The 23,662-nt window shown below is 67.3% G+C and carries 31 protein-coding genes, 1 tRNA gene and 1 pseudogene; 29 read left to right on the plus strand and 4 right to left on the minus strand.

Translation table 11 applies throughout. From position 1 onward, the window contains the following. Positions 1-1,900 (minus strand): annotated as a pseudogene (locus AC1RSK_RS05815) (hydantoinase/oxoprolinase family protein); the annotation flags it as partial. A gap of 335 nt (positions 1,901-2,235) precedes the next feature. On the opposite strand from AC1RSK_RS05815, the gene AC1RSK_RS05820 reads away from it, so the two are divergent. From AC1RSK_RS05820 to AC1RSK_RS05850, 7 genes are all read left to right on the plus strand, one after another. Continuing rightward, entirely contained in the window at positions 2,236-2,931 is a 696-nt protein-coding gene (locus tag AC1RSK_RS05820; protein ID WP_492906377.1) for a TerB family tellurite resistance protein, read from the plus strand. Between the two features lie 195 nt (positions 2,932-3,126). Further along, entirely contained in the window at positions 3,127-3,417 is a 291-nt protein-coding gene (locus AC1RSK_RS05825; RefSeq protein WP_492906379.1) for a hypothetical protein, read from the plus strand. 35 nt (positions 3,418-3,452) lie between these two features. After that, a complete protein-coding gene (locus AC1RSK_RS05830) occupies positions 3,453-3,971 on the plus strand; it encodes a hypothetical protein (protein WP_492906380.1) in 519 nt (172 codons plus the stop codon). An 85-nt stretch (positions 3,972-4,056) separates the two neighbouring features. Further along, complete coding sequence (locus AC1RSK_RS05835; RefSeq protein ID WP_492906382.1) at positions 4,057-4,347, plus strand: putative quinol monooxygenase; 291 nt, start codon at positions 4,057-4,059, stop codon at positions 4,345-4,347. 4 nt (positions 4,348-4,351) lie between these two features. Beyond that, positions 4,352-5,563: an acyl-CoA dehydrogenase family protein gene (locus AC1RSK_RS05840; protein ID WP_492906384.1), complete on the plus strand. Its 1,212-nt coding sequence runs from the start codon at positions 4,352-4,354 to the stop codon at positions 5,561-5,563. 150 nt (positions 5,564-5,713) lie between these two features. Further along, positions 5,714-6,598, plus strand: coding sequence for an SPFH domain-containing protein (locus AC1RSK_RS05845; RefSeq protein ID WP_492906386.1), 885 nt, complete (start codon positions 5,714-5,716; stop codon positions 6,596-6,598). Between the two features lie 4 nt (positions 6,599-6,602). Further along, positions 6,603-6,776 carry a type II toxin-antitoxin system antitoxin gene (locus AC1RSK_RS05850; RefSeq protein ID WP_492906388.1) on the plus strand — a complete coding sequence of 58 codons (174 nt, stop codon included), beginning with the start codon at positions 6,603-6,605 and terminating at the stop codon, positions 6,774-6,776. 162 nt (positions 6,777-6,938) lie between these two features. Here the strand turns inward: AC1RSK_RS05850 and AC1RSK_RS05855 are convergent, their stop codons facing one another. The 3 genes from AC1RSK_RS05855 to AC1RSK_RS05865 form a co-directional block, all read right to left on the minus strand. Then, positions 6,939-7,400 carry a hypothetical protein gene (locus AC1RSK_RS05855; RefSeq protein WP_492906390.1) on the minus strand — a complete coding sequence of 154 codons (462 nt, stop codon included), beginning with the start codon at positions 7,398-7,400 and terminating at the stop codon, positions 6,939-6,941. 73 nt (positions 7,401-7,473) lie between these two features. Next, a tRNA-Asp gene (locus AC1RSK_RS05860) sits at positions 7,474-7,550 on the minus strand. 92 nt (positions 7,551-7,642) lie between these two features. Continuing rightward, complete coding sequence (locus AC1RSK_RS05865; protein ID WP_492906391.1) at positions 7,643-9,220, minus strand: AbgT family transporter; 1,578 nt, start codon at positions 9,218-9,220, stop codon at positions 7,643-7,645. A 288-nt stretch (positions 9,221-9,508) separates the two neighbouring features. On the opposite strand from AC1RSK_RS05865, the gene AC1RSK_RS05870 reads away from it, so the two are divergent. The 22 genes from AC1RSK_RS05870 (at position 9,509) to nuoK (ending at position 23,658) form a co-directional block, all read left to right on the plus strand. Beyond that, positions 9,509-9,886, plus strand: coding sequence for an NADH-quinone oxidoreductase subunit A (locus AC1RSK_RS05870; RefSeq protein WP_492906393.1), 378 nt, complete (start codon positions 9,509-9,511; stop codon positions 9,884-9,886). Beyond that, a complete protein-coding gene (locus AC1RSK_RS05875) occupies positions 9,856-10,437 on the plus strand; it encodes a NuoB/complex I 20 kDa subunit family protein (protein WP_492906395.1) in 582 nt (193 codons plus the stop codon). Before AC1RSK_RS05870 ends, AC1RSK_RS05875 begins: the two co-directional genes overlap by 31 nt. Further along, positions 10,434-11,063 carry an NADH-quinone oxidoreductase subunit C gene (locus AC1RSK_RS05880; RefSeq protein WP_492906396.1) on the plus strand — a complete coding sequence of 210 codons (630 nt, stop codon included), beginning with the start codon at positions 10,434-10,436 and terminating at the stop codon, positions 11,061-11,063. The genes AC1RSK_RS05875 and AC1RSK_RS05880 overlap by 4 nt, the downstream gene beginning before the upstream one ends. Continuing rightward, positions 11,060-12,310, plus strand: coding sequence for an NADH-quinone oxidoreductase subunit D (locus AC1RSK_RS05885; protein WP_492906398.1), 1,251 nt, complete (start codon positions 11,060-11,062; stop codon positions 12,308-12,310). Before AC1RSK_RS05880 ends, AC1RSK_RS05885 begins: the two co-directional genes overlap by 4 nt. Continuing rightward, positions 12,307-12,639 (plus strand): nuclear transport factor 2 family protein, encoded by a 333-nt coding sequence (locus AC1RSK_RS05890; protein WP_492906400.1) that lies wholly within the window; start codon positions 12,307-12,309, stop codon positions 12,637-12,639. The genes AC1RSK_RS05885 and AC1RSK_RS05890 overlap by 4 nt, the downstream gene beginning before the upstream one ends. A gap of 35 nt (positions 12,640-12,674) precedes the next feature. After that, positions 12,675-13,058, plus strand: a complete 384-nt coding sequence (locus AC1RSK_RS05895; RefSeq protein WP_492906402.1) for a nuclear transport factor 2 family protein — start codon at positions 12,675-12,677, stop codon at positions 13,056-13,058. Positions 13,059-13,110: 52 nt separating this feature from the next. Then, complete coding sequence (locus AC1RSK_RS05900) at positions 13,111-13,536, plus strand: hypothetical protein (protein ID WP_492906404.1); 426 nt, start codon at positions 13,111-13,113, stop codon at positions 13,534-13,536. A 186-nt stretch (positions 13,537-13,722) separates the two neighbouring features. Then, positions 13,723-14,409, plus strand: a complete 687-nt coding sequence (gene nuoE, locus AC1RSK_RS05905) for an NADH-quinone oxidoreductase subunit NuoE (RefSeq protein WP_492906406.1) — start codon at positions 13,723-13,725, stop codon at positions 14,407-14,409. Positions 14,410-14,417: 8 nt separating this feature from the next. Beyond that, positions 14,418-14,657 carry a hypothetical protein gene (locus tag AC1RSK_RS05910; RefSeq protein WP_492906407.1) on the plus strand — a complete coding sequence of 80 codons (240 nt, stop codon included), beginning with the start codon at positions 14,418-14,420 and terminating at the stop codon, positions 14,655-14,657. Continuing rightward, entirely contained in the window at positions 14,654-14,932 is a 279-nt protein-coding gene (locus tag AC1RSK_RS05915) for a hypothetical protein (protein ID WP_492906408.1), read from the plus strand. Before AC1RSK_RS05910 ends, AC1RSK_RS05915 begins: the two co-directional genes overlap by 4 nt. A gap of 74 nt (positions 14,933-15,006) precedes the next feature. Continuing rightward, positions 15,007-16,326: an NADH-quinone oxidoreductase subunit NuoF gene (gene nuoF, locus AC1RSK_RS05920; RefSeq protein WP_492906409.1), complete on the plus strand. Its 1,320-nt coding sequence runs from the start codon at positions 15,007-15,009 to the stop codon at positions 16,324-16,326. Positions 16,327-16,335: 9 nt separating this feature from the next. Beyond that, complete coding sequence (locus AC1RSK_RS05925; protein ID WP_492906410.1) at positions 16,336-16,689, plus strand: hypothetical protein; 354 nt, start codon at positions 16,336-16,338, stop codon at positions 16,687-16,689. Beyond that, complete coding sequence (locus AC1RSK_RS05930; protein ID WP_492906412.1) at positions 16,686-17,018, plus strand: hypothetical protein; 333 nt, start codon at positions 16,686-16,688, stop codon at positions 17,016-17,018. The genes AC1RSK_RS05925 and AC1RSK_RS05930 overlap by 4 nt, the downstream gene beginning before the upstream one ends. A 69-nt stretch (positions 17,019-17,087) precedes the next feature. Beyond that, the gene (locus AC1RSK_RS05935; protein WP_492906413.1) at positions 17,088-17,540 is read left to right on the plus strand and encodes a TM2 domain-containing protein; all 453 of its coding nucleotides are present in this window, start codon (positions 17,088-17,090) and stop codon (positions 17,538-17,540) included. A 49-nt stretch (positions 17,541-17,589) separates the two neighbouring features. Then, positions 17,590-17,862: a hypothetical protein gene (locus AC1RSK_RS05940; RefSeq protein WP_492906414.1), complete on the plus strand. Its 273-nt coding sequence runs from the start codon at positions 17,590-17,592 to the stop codon at positions 17,860-17,862. Positions 17,863-17,962: 100 nt separating this feature from the next. Next, complete coding sequence (locus AC1RSK_RS05945; protein WP_492906415.1) at positions 17,963-18,523, plus strand: hypothetical protein; 561 nt, start codon at positions 17,963-17,965, stop codon at positions 18,521-18,523. Positions 18,524-18,816: 293 nt separating this feature from the next. Then, positions 18,817-20,877, plus strand: a complete 2,061-nt coding sequence (nuoG, locus tag AC1RSK_RS05950; protein WP_492906417.1) for an NADH-quinone oxidoreductase subunit NuoG — start codon at positions 18,817-18,819, stop codon at positions 20,875-20,877. Positions 20,878-20,880: 3 nt separating this feature from the next. Continuing rightward, positions 20,881-21,957, plus strand: coding sequence for an NADH-quinone oxidoreductase subunit NuoH (nuoH, locus tag AC1RSK_RS05955; RefSeq protein ID WP_492906419.1), 1,077 nt, complete (start codon positions 20,881-20,883; stop codon positions 21,955-21,957). Then, positions 21,957-22,193 (plus strand): hypothetical protein, encoded by a 237-nt coding sequence (locus AC1RSK_RS05960; RefSeq protein WP_492906421.1) that lies wholly within the window; start codon positions 21,957-21,959, stop codon positions 22,191-22,193. Before nuoH ends, AC1RSK_RS05960 begins: the two co-directional genes overlap by 1 nt. Beyond that, entirely contained in the window at positions 22,190-22,678 is a 489-nt protein-coding gene (nuoI, locus tag AC1RSK_RS05965) for an NADH-quinone oxidoreductase subunit NuoI (protein WP_492906422.1), read from the plus strand. Before AC1RSK_RS05960 ends, nuoI begins: the two co-directional genes overlap by 4 nt. A gap of 60 nt (positions 22,679-22,738) precedes the next feature. Further along, positions 22,739-23,356, plus strand: coding sequence for an NADH-quinone oxidoreductase subunit J (locus AC1RSK_RS05970; protein WP_492906424.1), 618 nt, complete (start codon positions 22,739-22,741; stop codon positions 23,354-23,356). Next, positions 23,353-23,658 carry an NADH-quinone oxidoreductase subunit NuoK gene (gene nuoK, locus AC1RSK_RS05975; RefSeq protein ID WP_492906425.1) on the plus strand — a complete coding sequence of 102 codons (306 nt, stop codon included), beginning with the start codon at positions 23,353-23,355 and terminating at the stop codon, positions 23,656-23,658. The genes AC1RSK_RS05970 and nuoK overlap by 4 nt, the downstream gene beginning before the upstream one ends. Positions 23,659-23,662 lie beyond the last annotated feature (4 nt).

Genomic DNA, 23,662 nt, shown 5'->3' on the forward strand with positions numbered 1-23,662 from the left:
CCCCCCCCCCCCCCCCCCCCCCCCCCCCCACCGGCGATCGGGATGTCGTTTCTACAGGCTGTTGCTGGCGTTCGTGGGGACCCCCTCCACCATGCTTCGCATGGTCCCCCTCCCCCGAGAGGGGGAGGAACTGGGGATGCGCGAACTCCTCCGCCTCGACCTCCACGCTGGCGACGAGGATGGTGCGGGCGGGTTCGATGAAGCCGAAGAGGCGTTGGTGGGCTTGTTCGAAGGCGGCCTTCACCGTGGCTTCGTCGGCTGGCGCGACCGGCAGCACCGCGTCCGCGCCGTCGTAGCGGAGCATCAGCCGGACGGTGCGGTCGCCTGGCGCCGAGCCCTGGGCGGCGAGGGATTCGGTGGCTTCGGTGGTGAGGCGGTCGGCGAGGGCGGCGGCCGATGACAGGCCTTCGGGAGAGAGCACCGCTTCCAGCCCCGCCTGCCGCAAAGCCCGGACCCTCGCCTGGCCGATGCCCCAGGCCGACAGCAGCGACGCCGGCCTCGGGCTCAGCACCGTGGTCATCCCCAGCGCATCCGCCACATCGCAGGCGATCTGGCCGGCCGCGCCGCCGAACGCCACCAGGGCATGGTCCCGGGGGTCGAAGCCGCGTTCGGTGGAGATGCGGCGGATGGCCTGGGCGGTGTGCTCGACGGCGACGGCGATGAAGCCTTCGGCGGCGGCCTCAGGGCTCGGCAGGGACATGGCGGCGGCGAGGTCGCTTAAGGCCGCGCGGGCGGCGGCGACGTTCAGCGGCGCGTCGGCGGTGGGGCCGAAGATGCTGGGGAACCAGGCGGGGTCGAGGCGGCCCAGCACCAGGTTGGCGTCGGTGACGGTGGCCGGGCCGCCGCGACCGTAGGCGGCCGGGCCGGGGTTCGCGCCGGCGCTGCCCGGGCCGACGCGGGCCCGCATGCCGTCGAAGGCCAGGATCGAGCCGCCGCCGGCGGCGACGGTCTCGACGTCGAGCATGGGGGAACGGAGTTTGGCGCCGGCGACATTGGCCTTGTCGCGGCGTTCGAGGACGCCGGCGAAGCGGCAGACGTCGGTCGAGGTGCCGCCCATGTCGAAGCCGAGCACGGCGGGGGCATTCGCCTGGCGGGCCGTCTCGGCGACGCCGACAACGCCGCCGGCCGGGCCGGAGACGACGGCGTCCTTGCCCCGGAAGGCGTCGGCGCGGACCAGGGCCCCGGCGCTGGTCATGAACCACAGGGGGGCGCCGTTCACGGCCGAGGCGACCTGGTCGACGTAGGCCCGCAGGACGGGGGTCAGGTAAGCGTCGGCCACCGCCGTCTCGGCCCGGGGCACGAAGCGGGGCAGGGGCGAGACCTCGCTGGAAAGGGCCACGTAGGTGAAGCCCGCCGCCTGGGCCAGGCGGCCGGCGGCGATCTCATGGGCGGGGTTGAGGTCGCTGTGCAGGAAGGCGATGGCGACGGCGGTGGCGCCGTCGGCGCGGGCCTGGTTGAGGGCGGCGGCGAGGGCGGCCTCGTCAAGCGGGCGGACAACCGCGCCGTCGCTGGCCAGTCGTTCGTCGGCCTCGAGGACGGCGGCGTAGAGCGGGTCGGGTCGAACGAGGTCGAGGGCGAACAGCTCGGGCCGCGACTGGTCGCCGATGACCAGGGCGTCGGCGAAGCCCCGGGTGGTGACCAGCAGGGTGCGGGCGCCCTTGCGCTCCAGCAGGGCGTTGGTGGCGACGGTGGTGCCCATCTTGATGGCTTCGACGCGGTCGGCCGGGAAGGGCTCGCCGGGCTTGGCGCCCAGCAGGCGGCGCATGGCCTCGACGGCGGCGTCGGGATAGGCGGGCGACTGGGACAGGAGCTTGAGGGTGTGCTCGGCGCCGTCGGGGCCCCGGGCCACGACGTCGGTGAAGGTGCCGCCGCGGTCGATCCAGAACGACCAGCGGGTCATGTGCGGCTCCCTTCCCGCGAGTTCGCCTCTGGTCTCCCTTCTCCCCTCGCGGGAGAAGGTGGCCCCGAAGGGGTCGGATGAGGGGGCTCACCGGCTTCCGACACAGCCTGTGGGCGCCACCTCTGCGCAGATTTGAGACCTATCGACCCCTCATCCGGCGCTTCGCGCCACCTTCTCCCACAAGGGGAGAAGGGAGCCCCGAGGCGAACTCGGTCCGGGCCTGTGTTTGGGGGCAAACAGAGAGTGCTCGGAATCCTGACGAAAGCTTCACCCAACCGCGTTACGCTCGTCGTTGTCATGCCGCCGCCATCATCGTATCCTGTGATCTCCTTCCCATGACCTTTTGGCGCAACATTGCAAGGCTCGCCGCGAACCGCGTGGACGAAGCCGACTGTCCCGACTGCCCAGCGGGGCTACCCGGCGAGGACCCCGCGTTCTCGACGGCGGTGACGGCGTTGGGCGCCAAGCTGGCCAAGGCCGACGGCCGGGCCGACCATGCCGAATACGCCGCCTTCGCCACCGTCTTCCAGCCGGACGAAGGCTCCGAGCGCAACGTGCGCCGCCTCTATGAGCTGGCGCGGCAGACCTCGCTGGGCTTCGAAAGCTATGCCCGGCGGCTGGCCAAGCGCTATCGCGGCTGCCCGCAGCTGCTGGAGGACGTGCTCGACGGCCTGTTCCACATCGCCGGCTCGGACGGCGTGGTGACGATGGACGAGCTCGACTACCTGGAGCGGGTGTCGGACCTGTTCGGCCTGTCGCGGCTGACCCTGCGGCGGCTGAAAGCCACCCACCTGGGAGCCGGCAAGGACGACCCCTATGTCATCCTTGGCGTGCTGCCCGACGCCTCGGACGAGGAGCTGCGGGCCGAGTGGAAGCGCCAGCTGTCGTCGGCCCACCCGGACCGGGCGCGGGCCCGGGGCCTGCCCGAGGAGTTCATCGCGGTGGCCGAATCCAAGGCGGCGGCGATCAACGCCGCCTTCGACACGGCGATGAGCGAGCGCCGGGAACTGCGGATGGCCGGCGCCGCCTAGGCGACTGTCCTCCGGCGCAGCCGGATGACTGTCACCGTCGACGCCGCACGGTGACAGTCACGCTGCGCGAGACAGTCACCTTGAGAGGCAGAACGCCTAAATTTCGACTCTTGAACAGCGCATTCGGTTGACGTTCAGGCCGGACGGCCAAACTATATAGCCATGGACGCCTCGCTGGCGTCCGAAGGAGTGGCCATGGACCAGATGACCCGCGGGGGCGCGACGACCGGAATGAAGGCCCTGGCCTGGATCGGCGGCCTGCTGGCCACCGTGGCCGCCGTGATCATCGGCTCGGTCCTCACCGTCTTCGCCGTCACCACCGTGGTGGTCCTCGCCGTCATGACCAGCGCCACCCTGGCCTTCGTCGCCCTGGCCAGCCGCGCCGGCCGCAAGGCCCGGGCCCGCGCCGCCGACGACGGCGTCATCGAGGCCCATAAGGTCGGCGGTCACCACTGGGTGGCCTACGGCTGGAACGAGCGGCGCTGACCCTGACCATCGCGTCACGGCTGCGCCCCCATCTGGTGGCCGGCGACTACATCGAGATCACGCTCAAGGATTCGGCGGGGGGCGAGGAGCATGAGGGCTTCGTCGTCGGCCTGACCGGCGCGTTCGTGCTGCTGGAGGTGTTCGAGGCCTGGACCAGCGACGGCGTGCGGATCATTCCGCTGCAACGCATCGAGACGGTGGTCCGCGACCCGATCCACAAGGACCGCCAGGCGATCCTGGCCTGGAACGGGGCTGTGCCCACCGAGGCCTTCGACTGGCTGAACCTGTCGGGCTTCCGGGCCCTGTTCGCCTCGGCCCTGGCGGTGGACGCCACCGTCTGCCTGCACGACGAGGACGAGATGGAGGTCGGCAAGGTGCTGGCCGTGTTCGACGACCAGGTGCGGCTGCAGCTGATCGACGGGGCCGGGGCCTGGATGGAAGAGCCGCTCGACTATCCGTTCGAGGACATCGTCATGGTCGAGACGGGGGACCAGTACAGCACCGTCCTGCGCCGCTACGCCGAGGCGATGGCGGCCAAGGGGGCGAAGAGCTAGGGCAAGTTCCTCCCCCCACATCGCACTTGCCCCACGCCGTCACCCGCGCCATGGTCAGTCAAACAACTGTTTGGGAGCGAAGACGATGATCGGTGTGGTGGCCAAGCTGTTCGTGCAGGAAGCCAAGGCGGCGGAGTTCGAGAAGATCTTTCTCGATATGGCCGCGCAGGTGAAGGCCAATGAATCCGGCTGTCTCGTCTACCAGCTGACCAAGAGCCGGACGGAGCCAGGCGTCTACAAGGTTCTGGAGCTGTACGCCGACGCGGACTCCCTCAAGGCTCATGGCGGCACCGACTACTTCAAGGCCGGCGGCCGGGCGATGGGTCCGACGATGGCCGGCGCGCCGGAGATCGAATACCTCGACGCCGTGGAGTAGGGCCATGGATCTCGCCTTCTCCGACGCCGACCGGGCCTTCCAGCAGGAGGTCCGCGACTGGATCGCGGCCAACTACGACGACGACATGCGCAAGCAGATGGCGCAGTCGAAGAACGGCTACCTCGACAAGGCCGGCCAGGTGAAGTGGCAGAAGAAGCTGGCCGCCCGCGGCTGGGCGGCCACCGACTGGCCGGTCGAGCGGGGCGGGTCGGGGTTCACCGCCTCGCAGCGCTACATCTTCAACATGGAGATGGGCCAGGCCGGGGTGCCGCGTTCCTCGCCCATGGGGCTGAACATGGTGGCGCCGGTGATCCTGGCGTTCGGCACCGAGGAGCAGAAGCAGCAGCACCTGCCGCCGATCCTGACCAGCGACATCTGGTGGTGCCAGGGCTATTCGGAGCCGGGGTCGGGGTCGGATTTGGCCAGTCTGCAGATGCGGGCCGACCGGGACGGCGACCATTATGTGCTGAACGGCTCGAAGATCTGGACGACCCAGGCGCAATGGGCCGACTGGATGTTCTGCCTGGTGCGGACGTCGCAGGAAGCCAAGCCGCAGAACGGCATCTCCTTCCTGCTGCTGCGGATGGATACGCCCGGCGTGGTGGTCAAGTCGCTGCCGACCCTGGACGGGCCGGTCGACGGCCAGCAGGAGATCAACCAGGTCTTCTTCACCGATGTCCGGGTGCCGGTCGCCAACCGCATCGGCGAGGAGGGCAAGGGCTGGACCTACGCCAAGTATTTGCTGGAGTTCGAGCGGGGCAACGCCTTCGCGCCGAGCCTGACCAACGCCCTGAACAAGGTGCGCAAGATCGCCTCGGCGGAGCTGGGCGATGACGGCGAGGCGCTGATCCGCGACCGCGACTTCCAGCGCAAACTGGCGCAGCTGGAGATCGATGTGGCGACCCTGAACGCCACCGAACTGCGGATTTTCTCGGCGATCAGCGGCGGTGAGCCGGTGGGGCCGGCATCCTCGATGCTGAAGTGCGCTGGCAGCGAGGTGCAGCAGGCGATCACCGAGCTGGCGGTCGAGGCGGTGGGGCACTATGCGACGCCGTTCGTGGCCGACACCTGGGCGAAGACCAACGAACCGCGGCCGGGTCCGGATTACGCCGCGCCGGCGGCGCCGTCCTACTTCAACTATCGTAAGGCCTCGATCTACGCGGGGTCGAACGAGATCCAGCGGAACATCATGGCGAAGCTGGTGCTGGGACTTTAGCGCCGGCAAGAGGGGGCACATTGAATTTCCGCCAGGACGGCGCTGACGGTCCGCCGGCGCGGGGAAATTCAATGTGTCCCCGTTACAGCGATTTAAGTTGGCGCCGCCTCCAAAAGTGATATCACTTTCATATCAATTGGAGGGCGGCTCATGACCGAGCACAAGGCGATCAACAAGACCAACGAACGGCCGGGCGGCGGAATCAACGGGATCCTGGTGCTGCTGGTCGCGCTCATCATGCTGGGCGCCGGCGCCTGGCAGATCGTCGATATCGAGGACCATCCGGTCCGGGGCCTGCTGGGCATCGGCGGCATCGTGCTGGCCGCCCTGGCCCTGACCGGCTTCTACGCCCTGCAGCCGAACGAGGCCTCGGCCATCACCCTGTTCGGCAACTACAAGGGCACCGACCGCAACACCGGCCTGCGCTGGGTGCTGCCCTGGTACGGCCGCAAGAAGATCAGCATGCGGGTGCGAAACGTCACCAGCGAGATGCTGAAGGTCAACGACAAGGGCGGCAACCCGATCGAGATCGCCGCCAACGTCGTCTGGCGGGTGGCCGACTCGGCCCAGGCCCTGTTCGACGTCGACGACTACCAGGCCTTCATCAACATCCAGATCGAGACGGCCCTGCGCGAGGTGACCCGTCACTACGCCTACGACCACGCCGAGAACGACGAGCCGACCCTGCGGGCCGACGCCGAGGTGGTCAGCGAGCGGTTGAAGGTTGACCTGCAGGAGCGGGTGGCGGTGGCCGGCATCGCCGTCGACGAATGCCACCTGATGCACCTGGCCTATGCGCCGGAGATCGCCGGGGCCATGCTCAAGCGCCAGCAGGCGCAGGCGGTGCTGGCGGCGCGGGCGATGATCGTCGCCGGCGCGGTGTCGATGGTCGAGAGCGCCCTGCAGCAGCTGAGCGAACGCGGCGTCGTCGACCTGGACGAGGAGCGCAAGGCGGCCATGGTCTCGAACCTGCTGGTGGTGCTCTGCGCCGACCGCGAGGCCCAGCCCGTGCTCAACACCGGCTCGCTCTACTAGGGCCATGGCCAGCCCCGGCAAGAAGGCTTTTCTGCTGCGGGTGAAGCCCGAGGTGCTCGACGCGGTCGAGCGCCTCGCGGCCGATGAGCTGCGCAGTGTGAACGCGCAGCTGGAGGTGCTGATCCGCGAGGGGTTGGCGAAGCGGGGGCGGATGAGGAAAAGCGAGCCGAAAAGCTAGCTCTATCCCCCCGCTCATCCCGGCGAATGCCGGGACCCATCCGCGTGATCTCGATGCCAAATATCCTGGCTCCATTAGGGCTTGGATGGCGATCAATCCGACGGGTCCGCGCTCTGGCGGATGGGTCCCGGCATTCGCCGGGATGAGCGGAAAACATTGAGACTAGAGGCGGGCCACGCGCGTCTGGAACAGGCGGCAGGTCATGGCCTCGCGCTCGTAATTCAGCGGCTGATACATATAGCCGTAGGACCAGTAGACGTCTTCGGCCTCGCCGAAGTTGTCCCAGGCCTGATCGGCCGTGATCTTGCGGTCGGCGACGAGCCGCGCCATGGCCAGTTTGATGTAGGTCTGATTGAGCTTCTGCTGCTCGTCCAGAGCGGCCTGCGGCGCGCCCGCCTTCTCCAGCCGCAGCTTCTGGACGCCATGCATGACCGAGCACCAGGTCAAGGCCTGCCACCAGGCGGCGCCGTTCCACTCGGCGATGGCGGCGGGCATGTTCTCGACCTTCTTGTCGGCGGCGGTGATCGGCGCGCGGACATAGCCGGTCTGGTCGAACTCGCCGGCATTGGGATTGGCGGGTTCGTACAGCACGGCGGCGAGGGCCAGGGCGAGCAGGGCGGACATGGACGGGCTCCCGATTGAGCGCGCAGACTAGCCGGGCCCGGATGGGCGCGAATGCCTAAATTATGGGGGAAAGTGGCGCGAATGACGGGACTCGAACCCGCGACCTCCGGCGTGACAGGCCGGCGCTCTAACCAACTGAGCTACATCCGCATCGCTTCGCAGCAGCGCGAGGAGGGCGGAATAGGGGGATGCTCCTGCCCTGTCAAGCAAACCCCGAAAGCTTTCGGCGGCTTTTTTGAAAGTCAGTGGCCCGGCATGACCGGGGCCGGCGTCCCAGGCGCGGGCAGGGGGCCGATGGGGGTGGTGTAGGCGAAGGGCGCGGCTGGTCCGGTGGGCCATTTCATCACACCCCACAGGCCGGTGACGGCCAGGGCCACCACCATGAAGGCGATGCTGAACGGCAGGACCGAACTCATCAGGCCGCCGACTCCCAGGCTGGGCTGCCAGCGCTGGGCGAAGGCCAGGACCAGCGGGAAATAGGGCATCAGGGGGCTGACCATGTTCACCGTCGAATCGCCCATGCGGTAGGCGGCGGTGGTCATCTCCGGGCTGACGCCCAGCGCCATGAACATCGGCACCAGCACCGGCGCCAGGGCGGCCCACTTGGCCGAGGCCGAGCCGATGAACAGGTCGAGGACGGCGGTCAGGATGACGACGCCGAGCAGCAGGAAGACCAGAGGCACGCCTGTGGCCCGCAGCGCCTCGGCCCCGTTGATGGCGACGATGGCGCCGAGGTTCGACCAGTTGAACATGGCGATGAAGTGGGCGGCGGCGAAGGCCAGGACGATGTAGGGGGCCATGGAGATCATCGATTCGCCGGCCAGCCGCACCACGTCGCGGTGGCTCTTGATGATCCCGACGCTGGCGCCGAAGGCGATGCCGGCCATCAGGAAGAGGATGAAGAAGCCGGCGACCAGCGAGCGGAAGAAGGGCGTCCACTGGCCCATGCCCTCCGCCGCGCGGTCGAGCAGGGGGCCGGTCGGGGAGACGGCGAGGAAGGTCCAGAGGACGGCGACGCCGAGGATGGCCAGGCCGGCGAAGATCAGGCCCCGGCGCTCCTCGTTGCTGAGCGGCAGATCGGCGGGGCGGTGGTCCTCCGGCGGCGTCCAGGGGCCCAGGCGCGGCTCGACGATGGCCTCGGTGACCCACCAGCCGATCGGCACGAACAGGGCGGCGGCGGCGGCCGTGAACCACCAGTTGCCGACCATGTTGACCTTCCAGCCGGGTTCGAGGATGTGCACGGCCGACTCGGTGAAGCCGAGGATCAGGGCGTCGAACTGGCTGGGCGTCGGATTGCCGGAGAAGGCGCCGACACAGGCGGAGAAGGCGCAGGCCATGCCGGCCACCGGATGGCGTCCTGCCGCGGCGAAGGCGATGCCGGCCAGGGGGACCAGCACGACGAAGCCACTGTCGACGGCGTGGTTGCTCAGGAGGCCCAGCAGGATGATGACCGGGGCCAGCAGGCGCTTGGGCGTGTGGCGCACCAGGCCCCGGATGGCGGCCGACAGCAGGCCGACCCGCTCGGCGATGCCGGCCCCCAGCATGACCAGCAGCACCATGCCCAGCGGCGGGAAGCTGGTCAGGGTCTTGGGCATGTCGACGAACAGCTGGCGCAGGTTCTCCTGGCTCAGCAGACTCTCGGCGACCATGGTCTCGCCGGTGCCGGGATTGACCACCGACAGGCCCAGCTGGGCGCAGATGACACTGGCGATGACCAGGGCCAGGATCAGCCAGACGAAGATGAAGACCGGATCGGGGAGCTTGTCGCCGAGGCGTTCGACGCCGTCGAGGAATCGCAGGGCCAGCGGGCGCTTGTTCATGGCGGCGATATCGGCATGGAGCAGCGGGGAGGGCAAGCACACCGTAACCCTTCTCCCGCTTGTCGGGAGAAGGTGGCCGCGTAGCGGCCGGATGAGGGCAGCGCCGGCGCCGGAAGGTTGGCGCCTGCGTAGACGCTAATCACCGACCCTCGGCGCCGCCCTCATCCGACCCCCTTCGGGGGCCACCTTCTCCCGACAAGCGGGAGAAGGAATCGCTCAAGCATCAATCCCCTTTGAACCCCCGCCAGCCTTGGTCTACAACGCGCGCGACTCCTCCCCGGGGAAACCATGGACGCCTTCCTGCTCAACTACCTGCCCATCCTGATCTTCCTCGGGATCGCGCTGGTCATCGGCCTTGTCTTCATCTTCGGCGCGGCCATCCTCGCGCCATCCGCGCCGGACCCGGAAAAGGTCTCGGCCTATGAGTGCGGGTTCAACGCCTTCGACGACGCGCGGATGAAGTTCGACGTGCGTTTCTACCTCGTCTCGATCCTGTTCATCATCTTCGACCTGGAAGTGGCCTTCCTGTTCCCCTGGGCGGTCAGCCTGATGAACCTGCCCAAAGACGCCTCGGTCTTCGCCTTCTGGTCCATGATGACCTTCCTGGGGGTACTGACCGTCGGCTTCATCTACGAATGGAAGAAGGGAGCCCTGGAATGGGAGTAATCGTTCCTGCAGGCTCGGCAGCCCGCTCCACCGTTCCGGCCTACGACCCCAAGGTCCACGATCCCTATTTCGACCTGATCTCCGACCGCCTGGCCGACAAGGGCTTCGTGGTGGCGGCGGCCGACGACCTGATCACCTGGGCCCGCACGGGCAGCCTGATGTGGATGACCTTCGGCCTGGCCTGCTGCGCCGTCGAGATGATGCACTCGGCCATGCCGCGCTACGACCTGGAGCGCTACGGCTTCGCGCCCCGCGCCAGCCCGCGGCAGTCGGACGTGATGATCGTCGCCGGCACCCTGACCAACAAGATGGCCCCCGCCCTGCGCAAGGTCTACGACCAGATGCCGGAGCCCCGCTACGTCATCTCCATGGGCAGCTGCGCCAACGGCGGCGGCTACTATTATTACAGCTACAGCGTCGTGCGCGGCTGCGACCGGGTTGTGCCGGTGGACATCTATGTCCCGGGCTGCCCGCCGACCGCCGAGGCGCTGGTCTACGGCGTGCTGCAGCTGCAGAAGAAAATCCGCCGGACGGGGACCATCGAGCGATGAGCCTTTCCCACGCCGAACTGGACGCCAGCCTCGAAACGCTGGGCCAGGCCATCGTCGCCAACAGCGCCGGTTCGATCGTCGCCTATGACGTCGCCTTCGGGGAGCTGACCGTCAGCGCCCAGCTTACGCGCATAGTGGAGGCCCTGACCTTCCTGCGCGATCATCCCGATTGCCGGTTCCACCAGCTGATCGACCTGGCCGGCGTCGACTACCCCGAGCGCGCCCAGCGGTTCGAGGTCGTCTACCACCTGCTGTCGATGGTGAAGAACCACCGCATCCGGGTGAAGGTGTCGACCGACGAGGACACCCCGGTGCCGTCGGTGGTTCCGGTCTATCCGGTCGCCGACTGGTTCGAGCGCGAGGCGTTCGACATGTACGGCATCTTCTTTGAGAACCACCCCGACCTGCGCCGCATTCTGACCGACTACGGGTTCCACGGGCATCCGCTGCGCAAGGACTTCCCGATGACCGGCTATGTCGAGGTCCGCTATGACGACGAGCTCAAACGGGTGGTCTACGAGCCGGTGAAGATCGCCGAGTTCCGCAACTTCGATTTCCTCAGCCCCTGGGAAGGCGCGCAATACGCGCTGCCGGGTGACGAGAAGGCGAAGGAGAAAGGCCAATGACCGGCTCCAACGCGCCCGCCGAGGCGACCGACTTCTTCCGCGACGCGCCGAGCTCGCCGGCCGTGCCGGAAACCCCGGTCCGCAAGTTCAACCTCAACTTCGGCCCGCAACACCCGGCCGCGCACGGCGTGCTGCGCCTGGTTCTGGAGCTGGACGGCGAGGTCGTCGAGCGGGTCGATCCGCACATCGGCCTCCTGCACCGCGGCACCGAGAAGCTGATGGAGGCCCGCACCTACCTCCAGAACATCCCCTATTTCGACCGCCTCGATTACGTGGCGCCGATGAACCAGGAGCATGCCTTCTGCCTGGCCATCGAGAAGCTGCTGGGCGTCGAGGTGCCGATCCGCGGCAGCCTGATCCGGGTGCTGTATTCGGAAATCGGCCGCATCCTGAACCACCTCCTGAACGTGACGACCCAGGCCATGGACGTCGGCGCCCTGACCCCGCCGCTGTGGGGCTTCGAGGAGCGCGAGAAGCTGATGGTCTTCTACGAGCGCGCCTGCGGCGCTCGTCTGCACAGCAACTACTTCCGGCCGGGCGGCGTCCACCAGGACCTGCCCGACCAGCTGGTCGAAGACATCGACAAATGGGCGATCGCCTTCCCGAAGGTCTGCGACGACATTGAGGGCCTGATCACCGAGAACCGCATCTTCAAGCAGCGCAACGTCGACATCGGCGTGGTGACCAAGGAAGAGGCGCTGGCCTGGGGCTTCTCCGGCGTCATGGTGCGCGGTTCAGGCATCGCCTGGGACCTGCGCCGCAACCAGCCCTACGAGTGCTACAACGACTTCGATTTCCAGATCCCGTTGGGCAAGAACGGCGACTGCTACGATCGCTACCTCTGCCGGATGCAGGAGATGCGGGAGTCGACCAAGATCATCCGCCAGGCCTGTGAAAAGCTGCGCACCGTGCGCGGCCCGGTGATGACCCAGGACAACAAGATCACCCCGCCGCGCCGCGCCGAGATGAAGCGGTCGATGGAAGCCCTGATCCACCACTTCAAGCTCTACACCGAAGGCTTCCGCACCCCGGAGGGCGAGGTCTACGCCATGGTGGAAGCGCCGAAGGGCGAGTTCGGCGTCTATCTGGTCAGCGATGGTAGCAACAAGCCTTACCGCTGCAAGATCCGCGCGCCGGGCTTCCCGCACCTGGCGGCCATGGACTGGATGAACCGCGGCCACATGCTGGCCGACGTCAGCGCCATCCTCGGCAGCCTGGACATCGTGTTCGGCGAAATCGACCGGTGAGCCCGGCCGACGTCGTCCAGGCGCAGCTGGACGCCTACAACGCCCAGGACGTCGAGGGGATGTGCCGGTATTTCACCGCCGGCATCGAGGTCGCCAACCTGAACGAGGCGCCGAACCTGACGGGGATCGAGGGGTATCGCGAACGGCATGTCGGGCTGTTCGCGCAGTTCCCCCAGAACCGGGCGGAGCTGGTGTCGCGCATCGTGGTCGGCGACAAGGTGCTGGACCATGAGCGGGTGTTCCGCGCGCCGGACGCCACGCCTTTCGAGGTGGTCGCCATCTACAGCTTCGAAGGCGGCCAGATCGCCCGGGTCGATTTCATCCGATGAGCCGTGGCGGCGCCATCGGCCAGCGAGGCCTCTAGGTGGAACCGCTCACCACAGCCCTGGCCTTCTGTATTCCCCTGACCGTCGGGCCGATCCCGGACGCCAAGGCCGTGGTGGACGCCTACACCGAGGCCTACAACCGCCACGAGGTTGCGGCGCTGGCCGAACTGATGAGCGCCGACGCGCGGATCACCAGCACCGGTGTCGACGAGACCGGCGAGGTTGTCCTGGGCCGCTATGACCAGACGGTCTTCAAGCAATTCCCGACCATCCACATCCGGGTGGTGGAGCAGATTTTCCACGGCGACACGGTGGCCCAGACCGAAGCGGTGTCCGTGAAGGACAGCGCCGAAACGCTGACGACCTTGAGCGTCTACCGCGTCGATCGCGGCTGCATCGTCAGTATGAGCTACACACAGTGAGCGTCCACCGTCCTGGAGCTTGTTCCGGGTCTTCCGCGAGGCTCGGGGGGCAATGAGCCCGCTGGCTCAGGGACTTCTGGCCTCGCTGTTCGGGGCCGCTATCGCGGCGCTGTTCGACTTGGTGTTTGTCTACCTCGGCAACCCTTGGAAGCTGGAGACCCAGAAGGAACGGTGGCAGGGGTTTCTGGTCGCCTTCTCCATGCATGGACCGTGGTTTGCCCTGGCCATTCCGCTCTTTCTTGACGGCGCCCTCGCGGGCGTGCTGCGCGCCCTTGGCCTGAACGCTCAGCTGGCCGGATTCGTGAGCCTGCCGGTTTTCGTCGCGATCGGCTGGGCGGCGATCTTGCTCGTGCGCCAGATTCCGGTCGTCAGCGAGGCAAACGCCGCGCTCTTGGAACGGATCCAACGCGCCGAAACGCTGATGTCGCGCATCGGCAGGTTTCAGTTCGGCAAGAGGCCCAACCCCCCAGATCGTTGACCGGGCCGACGATACGGTGGCTGAAAGCCGCCACCGCCGCCCGTTGAGCCGGCGCCCGATCCGGAAAAGCCGCCGGTCGCCTGACGGCCATTGTCGCCGCAAGGCGGTCAGGCTACATCGGCGCCCAATTGCCTGGACCGGCCGGAGAGTCTTCGCGCCGTCGCCATATCGCTGGAAGCGCTATTCATGTCCGTCCGCCGCCTCGCCAAAGACCAGCCCGACAGCTTCGCCTTCTCGAAAGGGTCGATGAAGGACGTCAATTTCTGGCTCGCCAAGTACCCGGCCGCCCGCAAGCAGTCGGCGTCGATCCCGCTGCTGTGGCTGGCGCAGAAGCAGGAGGGCTGGGTCTCCAAGCCGGCAATCGAACTGGTCGCGGCGATGCTGGAGATGCCGGTCATCCGGGTGCTGGAGGTGGCGACCTTCTACACCATGTTCCAGCTGGAGCCGGTCGGGAAGGTCGCCTTCGTGCAGCTGTGCGGCACCACCCCCTGCATGATCCGCGGCGCGGGCTCGCTGGCCGACGTGCTGAAAAAGAAGATCGGGCCGAAGAACCACGTCTCGGCCGACGGCAAGTTCAGCTGGGAAGAGGTCGAGTGCCTCGGCGCCTGCTGCAACGCCCCGATGGCGGCGATCAACGACTACTATTACGAGGACCTGACGCCGGAGAGCCTGGCCGGCATCCTCGACGATTTCGCGGCCGGCAAGGCGCCCAAGCCCGGGTCGTATGACGGCCGGGGGGCCTCGGAGCCCAAGGGCGCCATCCACACCCTGACCGATCCCAAGCTCTATGACGGCAGCTACGCCAAGAAGCTGAAGCTGCCCAACGCCCCGGAGAAGGCCAAGAAGGCCAAGGCCGACAAGGCGCCGGCGTAAGGCATAGCGTGGCGGACAGGGTCACCTTGAGCGAGCTGATCGCCTACCGGCCTCTGGTGTTCGCCTGGGTCTGGGAGACGCTGTGCGTGGCCGCGGCCGTCTATTTCGGGGCGGTGCATGACAATTTCAGCGCCATGCTGGGGCTGGTCCTGGCGGGGGCCGTGCCGTTCGCCGTGGTGCTGGTGATGTTCCTGCGGGCCCGAAAACGCGGCGAGCTGGGACCCAAGCCGAAGAGCATTGTCGAATGAGCGACGATCACGCCAAGGAAGCCGAAGTCCTCAAGCGGCGCATCGCCTACATCGACACCCTGCGCGGCCTGCACCGCTTCGAGCGGCTGGTCGGGCTGATCGTCATCCTGGTCGGCGTCGGCATCGTGGTGGCCTCAACCTACACGCCGCTGCCCAAGCTGGTCGTGCTGGGCGGCTACGCGATGCTGGCGGCCGGCTGGGTGGTGTTCTTCTATGTGATCTGGAAGCGGACGGCCTGGCGCAAGGCCAACCCCTTCGAAACCTGGAATCCTTGAGGCGGGGACGTTTCCCCACCCGGGCATTTGCTGATAGGGCGGGGCGTTCCCGCGAGAAAGAGACGAGACTACCGATGGTCGGCATCCTCGAAGACAAGGACCGCATCTTCACCAACCTGTACGGGCTCCACGACTGGGGCCTGGAAGGCGCGAAGAAGCGTGGCTGCTGGAACGCCACCAAGGACATGCTGGACGCTGGCGGTCTGTGGATCATCGAGAACATCAAGAACAGCGGCCTGCGCGGCCGGGGCGGGGCCGGGTTCGGCACCGGGCTGAAATGGTCCTTCATGCCCAAGGAGGTGAAGGACGGCCGTCCCCACTACCTGGTCGTCAACGCCGACGAGTCCGAGCCGGGCACCTGCAAGGACCGGGAGATCATGCGGCATGATCCCCATCTGCTGATCGAAGGCTGCCTGATCGCCTCCTTCGCGATGCAGGCCCACGCCTGCTACATCTACATCCGCGGCGAATACGTGCGTGAGCGCGAGGTCATGGAAGCCGCCATCAAGCAGGCCTACGAGGCCAGGCTGATCGGCAAGGACAATGTCCACGGCTGGGATTTCGACCTCTACATGCACCACGGCGGCGGGGCCTACATCTGTGGGGAAGAGACCGCGCTGCTCGAAAGCCTGGAAGGCAAGAAGGGCCAGCCGCGTCTGAAGCCGCCGTTCCCGGCCGGCGCCGGCCTGTATGGCTGCCCGACGACGGTCAACAACGTCGAGTCCATCGCCGTGGTCGGCACCATCCTGCGTCGGGGAGCCGAGTGGTTCGCCGGCTTCGGACGGCCGAACAACACTGGCACCAAGCTGTTCTGCGTCTCGGGCCATGTGAACCTGCCGTGCAACGTCGAAGAGACGATGAGCATTAAGTTCCGCACCCTGATCGAGGACCATTGCGGCGGCATCCGGGGCGGCTGGGGCAACCTGAAGGCCGTCATTCCGGGCGGCGCCTCGGTGCCGATGATCCCGGCCGAGCAGTGCGAAGACCTGTTCATGGACTTCGACGCTCTGCGCGAGCTGAAGTCGGGCCTGGGCACGGCGGCGGTCATGGTCATGGACAAGGACACCGATCTCGTTCGCGCCATCGCCCGCCTGAGCTACTTCTACAAGCATGAGAGCTGCGGCCAGTGCACGCCGTGCCGCGAGGGCACCGGCTGGATGTGGCGGGTGATGGAGCGCATGGCGACCGGCGAGGCCGACATGAAGGAAATCGACACCCTGCTGGACGTCACCACCCAGGTCGAAGGCCACACCATCTGCGCCCTGGGCGACGCCGCCGCCTGGCCGATCCAGGGCCTGTTCCGCCACTTCCGCCATGAGGTCGAGGACCGGATCACCAGCTACCGGGTTGCTAAGCCGCACGTGCAGGGCGCGACCCTGGTGGCGGCGGAGTAGGAGGGGGAGGTGGGGTCGGACGGCAGCCTGATCTCGCTCATTGTCCTCGCCGTTATCGGGACCGCGCCGCTGACGGCGGCGACCTTCGTCGGCCGCCGCATGGGTTACCGAGGGATCGCGCTCATCGCGCCCTGGATCGCCGCCGTGGTCTTCGGCCTGCTGATCGGCTTCGGTCTCGGGCAGCTGAGCGCCCAGGTCGAACAGGTCGGCGCGGACGGCGGGCCCACCCCCGTGTCGGCGGCGGCGTCAAGCTGGGCCGCGGCCCTGTTGCTGTCGGGCTATTTCACCACCCTGATCTACCTGATCGTCCTGGCCGTCCGTCGCCTGCCAACCCGTCCGTCCGACACTGCGGCCGTGTTTTGAGCGACCTGCTGGCGCGCCACGGCGAGCTTGCGGTCTGGCTGTACTGGATCGGCATGGCGCTGGTCGCCTCCCTGCCGCTGGCCGGCATGTCGGTCATCCTCCATCGCGCCGGGCGGCGCGGCATCTGGCCGAGCTTTCCCTGGGCTCTGGCGATGCTCTGCGGGCCTGTCTACGGCATGATCGTCTGGCTCTTCCAGGGCGAAGGCTACTACCAGCTCGGCTATCTGCTGGGCTGGATCGCCGGCTGGGCGAGCGGGGCCGGGATTTCGATCGGCATCTCGGTCGTGCTGTTCGCCGTCATTGGCCTCGGGCCGCCGCCGAAGGGTTGACGCGGGGACAGCAGCCTCGAATATCCCCCTGGGGCGACGCCGCTTTGGCGCGCGCAAGAGGGTGACTTGATGCGGGGCAAGGTTCTTTCCTACGCCGACCTGGACGGCACGGGGCTGATCGGCGGCGACGACGGCCAGCGTTACGCGTTCACGCGCGGCGACCTGGGCGGCGGCGTGCGCAGCGTCATTCCCGGGACGGACGTCGACTTCGAGATCGAGGACGGCGCAGCCCGCAACATCTATGTCACCACCCCGGCCTACGGCGGGCTGTCGGGCGACAAGAACAAGATCGTCGCCGCCTTGCTGGCCTTCTTCCTGGGGGCGCTGGGCATCCACAAGTTCTACCTCGGCAAGACCGGGGCCGGGATCATCATGCTGCTGTGCGGCACGATCGGCTGGATCCTGGTGCTCCCCGGCTTCGCCGTCTGCCTGATCGCCTTCATCGAGTTCATCATCTACCTGATGAAGTCGGACCAGCAGTTCCACGAGGACTATGTCGTCGGTGACAAGAGCTGGTTCTGAACGCCCCTTCGAAGACCTGCCGAAGCCCGCGCGGCGGCAGGCCGCCAACATGATTCTGGCGCTGTCCGCCGCGGGGGTCGCCATCGTCCGCGGAGTCGACGCCCTGGCGGCGCCTGGATCGGAGCTCAGTCACGCCCTGGTTCGCGCCTTGAACTACGAGCAGTTCACCTTGATGAATCGCCTGCTAGCCTTTTATCCGGAGTTCGATGTTCCGCCGCCCGGCATCTACTCGGTGCTTCGGGAGGCCGGAGCCGATGACGAGGCGCTGTTCGCGCTTATGCAGGCGTCGCCAGGCCTTGCCGGGAGAAATTCGGGCGCCTGATTGCGCCCGGATCAGACCCGCCACCCGCTGACCGGGCAGCTTGCGGCCGACGCCCTTCCCGTTGAGTATCGCCGATCGACGAAAGCGGCTGGGGCTGACCGTGACCGACGACATCGACATTGAGGTTTCGGCCGCGCCCGAAGAGCGGTCCTGGCTCCGCTCGACCGCCGTCTGGTCGGTGGTCGGCGGCATCGGCACGGTGATCACGGCCGTGACGGCGGTGGCGGCGGTTCTGGTCGCCATCGACCAGCTGGACACCGCCCGCGAGCTGCAGAGCAAGGACGCCGCCTACACCAGCTGGAACCTGCTCAACACGGTAACCCTGGAATACCCGGACCTGGCCTGTCCGGACACCGACGAGAAGTTCGGCCGGCTGATGACCGAGACCGACCCCGACTCGAAACTGGGGGCCACCTGGCGGGCCCGCTACACCGCCTACGGCTACATGGTGATCACCACCTCCGAGCAGATCCTGGCCATGGCGCCGGACGACGAGCGGTGGGAGTTCCTGATCCGCGAACGCATGCGCTGCCACGCCCCGGCGCTGCGCTCGTTGCAGGCCGACGGCACCTTCGGCAAGCGCTACAGCTGCCGCCTGCAGCACATCGTCGCCGAGGAGCTGAAACAGCCGGCGCCCAAGTGCCAGGCGGAGAAGCGCTAACCGCCACCCCACGCTGTCATCCTTCGGCGCCCGCAGGGCGACCGGAGGACCCATGGCAGGGGCCCGAACGCCTGTAGATTCAAGGGGTTCTCGAGGTGTGGGGCAGGGCGCCTCGCGCCATGCGGTTCCTCACCGACCATGGGTCCTCCGGTTCGCGCTGCGCGCGCCCGAAGGATGACAGTGTTAGGGGTGTGGCGAGCCTAACTGCGAGCCATTCTCAATGCGGCCGGACCCCTTGAACCGCACGGGAAACCGGTGCACTCAGCCGCCCAATTGTTAGTCCCGGACGAACTATGCCCAAAGCCAAGGTCAACGGCGTCGAGGTCGAATTCGAGCCCGGCATGACGGTGCTCCAGGTGGCCGAGATCGCGGGGGAGGAAATCCCCCGGTTCTGCTACCACGAGCGCCTCAGCATCGCCGGCAACTGCCGCATGTGCCTGGTCGAGGTGAAGCCCGGCCCGCCCAAGCCGCAGGCCAGCTGCGCCCTGCCGGCCGCCGAGGGCCAGGAAATCTTCACCCGCACCCCGATGGTCAAGAAGGCCCGGGAAGGGGTGATGGAGTTCCTGCTCATCAACCACCCGCTGGACTGCCCGATCTGCGACCAGGGCGGCGAGTGCGACCTGCAGGACCAGGCGATGGGCTACGGGCGGGATGAGACCCGCTACGAAGAAAACAAGCGCGCCGTCGAAGAAAAAGAGATGGGCCCGCTCATCAAGACGGTGATGACGCGCTGCATCCAGTGCACCCGCTGCGTGCGGTTCATCACCGAGGTGGCCGGCGTGCCGGAGATCGGCCTGATCTCGCGCGGCGAAGACGTTGAAATCACCACCTATCTGGGCGCCGCGGTGACCAGCGAGCTGTCGGGCAACGTCAACGACCTCTGCCCGGTCGGGGCCCTGACGCACCGGCCCTGGGCCTTCAACTATCGCCCCTGGGAACTGAAGAAGACCCAGAGTGTCGATGTCATGGACGCGCTGGGCAGCGCCATCCGCGTCGACAGCCGGGGTTCGGCCGTGCTGCGCGTGCTGCCGCGGGTCAACGAGGACATCAACGAGGAGTGGCTGAGCGACAAGAGCCGCTACGCCGTCGACGGCCTGGGCCGTCAGCGCCTCGACCGGCCCTATGTGCGCACCGGCGGCAAGCTGGCGCCCGCCACCTGGCCGGAAGCCTTCGCGGCGATCGCGAGCAAGCTCAGCACGACCGCGCCTGAGAAGGTCGGGGTCATCGCCGGCGACCTGCAGGACGCCGAATCGATGAAGGCGGCGCTGGACCTGTTCACCTCGCTGGGCGTGAAGAACCTCGACTGCCGCCAGGATGGTTCGGCGCTGGGGACCGGGCCGCGCGAGAGCTGGCTGTTCAATTCGACGCTCGCGGGCGTCGAGAACGCCGATGTGGTGCTGATCGTCGGGGCCAACCCGCGGACCGAGGCGGCCGTGTTCAACACCCGCCTGCGCAAACAGTGGGTGGCCGGCAAGACCCGCATTGGTCTGATCGGCCAGCAGGTCGACCTGACCTATACCTACGACTACCTCGGCGCCGGTGCCTCGACCCTGTCGGGCCTGGCCAAGTCCAAGTCCGATTTCGTCAAGGCCTTCAAGGCCGCCGAGCGGCCGGCGATCATCGTCGGCGCAGGCGCCTTCGCCCGCGAGGACGGCGCCGCCGTGCTCAAGGCGCTGGCCGGGGTGGCCAAGAGCTTCAACATCGTGCGCGACGGCTGGAACGGCTGGAACGTGCTGCACAGCGCGGCCGCCCGCGTCGGCGGCCTCGACATGGGCTTTGTGCCGGGCGAGGGCGGTCTCTCGGCCCGTGATATGCTGAAGCCTGGCGCGCTGGACGTCCTGTTCCTGTTGGGCGCGGACGAGTGCGAGGCCTCGGCCAGCGGCGCTTTCACCGTCTATCTGGGCAGCCACGGCGACAAAGGCGCTCACAAGGCCGACGTCATCCTGCCGGGCGCCGCCTACACCGAGAAGAACGGCCTCTACGTCAACACCGAGGGCCGGGTTCAGATGGGCGAACGCGCCGTGTTCCCGAAGGGCGAGGCCCGCGAGGACTGGGCCATCCTGCGGGCGCTGAGCGAGCGGGTCGGCAAGACCCTGCCGTACGACAGCCTCGATCAACTGCGCGCCAAGCTGTTCGCCGATCACCCGACCTTCGGCCAGATCGACTATGCGCCGGGCTCGGTGGCGACCAGCTTCGACATCAGCGGCCTCGGCGCCGCCGGGGATGTTTCGGACGCGCCGTTCACCAGCGCCGTCGAGGCCTTCCACCTGACCAACCCGATCGCGCGCGCCAGCGTGACCATGGCCGAATGCGCGGCCCTGGCCAGCGGCGCGGCCAAGATGGCGGCGGAGTAGCCCGTGCCGACGACCCCCGACTTCTGGACCACTCCGCTTGGCTGGTTCCTCGTCCACACCGGCCAGATCCTGGCCGTGCTGGTCTGGATCCTGCTCAGCCTCGCCTTCCTGCTGTGGGGCGACCGCAAGGTCTGGGCCGGCGTGCAGATGCGCAAGGGGCCCAACGTCGTTGGCCCCTTCGGCCTGTTCCAGTCGTTCGCCGACTTCCTGAAATTCCTGCTCAAGGAAATCGTCATCCCGGCCGGGGCCGACAAGACGGTGTTCCTGATCGCCCCGATCCTGACCTTCGTCCTGGCCTTCGGGGCCTGGGCGGTGGTGCCGCTGGCGCCGGGCTGGGTGATCGCGCCGATCAACCCGGCCATCCTCTACATCTTCGCCATCAGCTCGATGGGGGTGTACGGCATCATCATGGGCGGCTGGGCGTCCAACTCGAAGTATCCCTTCCTCGGGTCCCTGCGCTCGGCGGCGCAGATGGTTTCCTACGAGGTCTCCATCGGCTTCGTGATCATCACCGTGATCCTGCTGGCCAACACCATGAGCCTGACCTCGATCACCGAGCAGCAGGCCGGCTGGATCTGGAACTGGAACGTCTTCGGCGGCGGCTTCAAGAACCTGCCGCTGGCCCTGGTGATGATCCCCATGGCCGTGATCTTCTTCATTTCGGCCCTGGCCGAGACCAACCGCCCGCCCTTCGACCTGCCCGAGGCAGAGTCGGAGCTCGTGGCCGGCTATCAGGTGGAATACAGCTCCACCCCCTACCTGCTGTTCATGATCGGCGAGTACGCCAACATCGTCCTGATGTGCTCGCTGTTCACCATCCTGTTCTTCGGCGGGTGGCAGCCGGGCTTCCCGACCGACTTCATGGACGGCTGGAACGCCACCCTGGTCAGCTTCCTGCTGTTCCTGGTGTTCTTTGCCAAGACCATCTTCATGTTCTTCCTGTTCGCCATGGTGAAGGCCATCGTGCCTCGCTATCGCTACGACCAGCTGATGCGGCTGGGCTGGAAGATCTTCCTGCCGACCTCGCTGGTGGCGGTGGTGCTGGTCGCGGCCTACCGCGTCTTCACGGGGCATGCCTGATGCGCGCCGCCTTCCTGCTTCCCCTCGTTTTGTTGGCCGCCTGCGCCACGCAGCCGGACGCCAATCCGGGCAGCTACACGCTGGGTCGCGGTCTGGTGACCTATGACGAGCTGAAGCGGGCCAAGGACAAGTGCGTCGAGGCCGGCGGCGTGGTCCGGCCGTTTACCGACGGCGGCGACGCCTACCAGCTGTCGAACTACCAGTGCGTCATCGGTCCCAAGGAGAAGGCTCAATGAGCCGCATCGCCCAGGCCATCAAGGGTTTCGCCCTCATGGACTTCATCGGCGCCTTCGGGCTGGCCATGAAGTACATGCTCGCCCCGAAGAAGACGGTGATCTACCCCAACGAGCGCGGGCCGCAGTCGCCGCGCTTCCGGGGCGAGCACGCCCTGCGCCGCTATCCGTCGGGCGAGGAACGCTGCATCGCCTGCAAGCTGTGCGAGGCCATCTGCCCGGCCCAGGCCATCTACATCGAGGCCGAGCCTCGCGAGGACGGCAGCCGCCGCACGACCCGCTACGACATCGACATGGTCAAATGCATCTACTGCGGCCTGTGCCAGGAGGCCTGCCCGGTGGACGCCATCGTCGAGGGACCGAACACCGAGTTCGCCACCGAGACCCGGGAAGAACTCTACTACGACAAGGAACGGCTGCTGGATAACGGCGACCGTTGGGAACGCGAGATCGCCAAGAATCTGGAGTTGGACGCGGCCTATCGCTAACAAGCGGAGCTGCGATTCCAGGTGACGATTAAGCGGTATTGAAGAAGGGACGGGGCCGAGATGGGCCTGCAGGCGATAGCCTTCTATCTGATGGCGACGGTGACGGTGCTGGCGGCTTTGGCCGTGGTGTCGGCGCGTAACCCCGTGCACTCGGTGCTGTTCCTGATCACCGCCTTCTTCAGCGCGGCCGGTCTGTTCGTGCTGATCGGGGCCGAGTTCCTGGCCATGCTGCTGGTCGTCGTCTACGTCGGCGCGGTGGCGGTGCTGTTCCTGTTCGTCGTCATGATGCTCGACGTCGACTTCAAGTCGCTGCGCCAGGGTTTTGCCCAGTATCTGCCGATCGGGCTGATCGTCGCCGGCATTCTGACGGTCGAGATGATCGTGGTCTCGACCAGCATCGCCATGAAGGGCGCGGCCAGCAAGGTCAGCGGCCCGATGGCCAGCCTGCCGGACGTCTCCAACGCCGAGACCATCGGCCGGGTGCTCTACACCGACTACGTCTACTTCTTCCAGGCGGCGGGTCTGGTGCTGCTGGTCGCCATGATCGGGGCCATCGTCCTGACCCTGCGCCACAAGCCGGGCGTCAAGCGCCAGAACATCGCCGCCCAGAACCGTCGCGGCCCCAAGAGCGGCATGACCATCGTCGACATCAAACCCGGCGCCGGAGAAGGCGAATGATCGGCCTGACCCACTACCTGACGCTGGCGGCGATCCTGTTCACCATCGGGGTGTTCGGCATCTTCGTGAATCGCAAGAATATCATCGTCATCCTGATGTCGATCGAGCTGATCCTGTTGGCGGTGAACATCAACCTGGTGGCCTTCTCGGTCTACCTGCACGACGTCACCGGGCAGATCTACGCCATGTTCGTGCTGACCGTCGCCGCGGCCGAGGCCGCCGTCGGCCTGGCCATCCTGGTGACCTTCTTCCGTAACCGCGGCGACATCGCGGTCGACGACGTCTCGGTGATGAAGGGCTGATCGC

This window comes from Caulobacter sp. GW821-FHT11A05, from assembly GCF_058809015.1.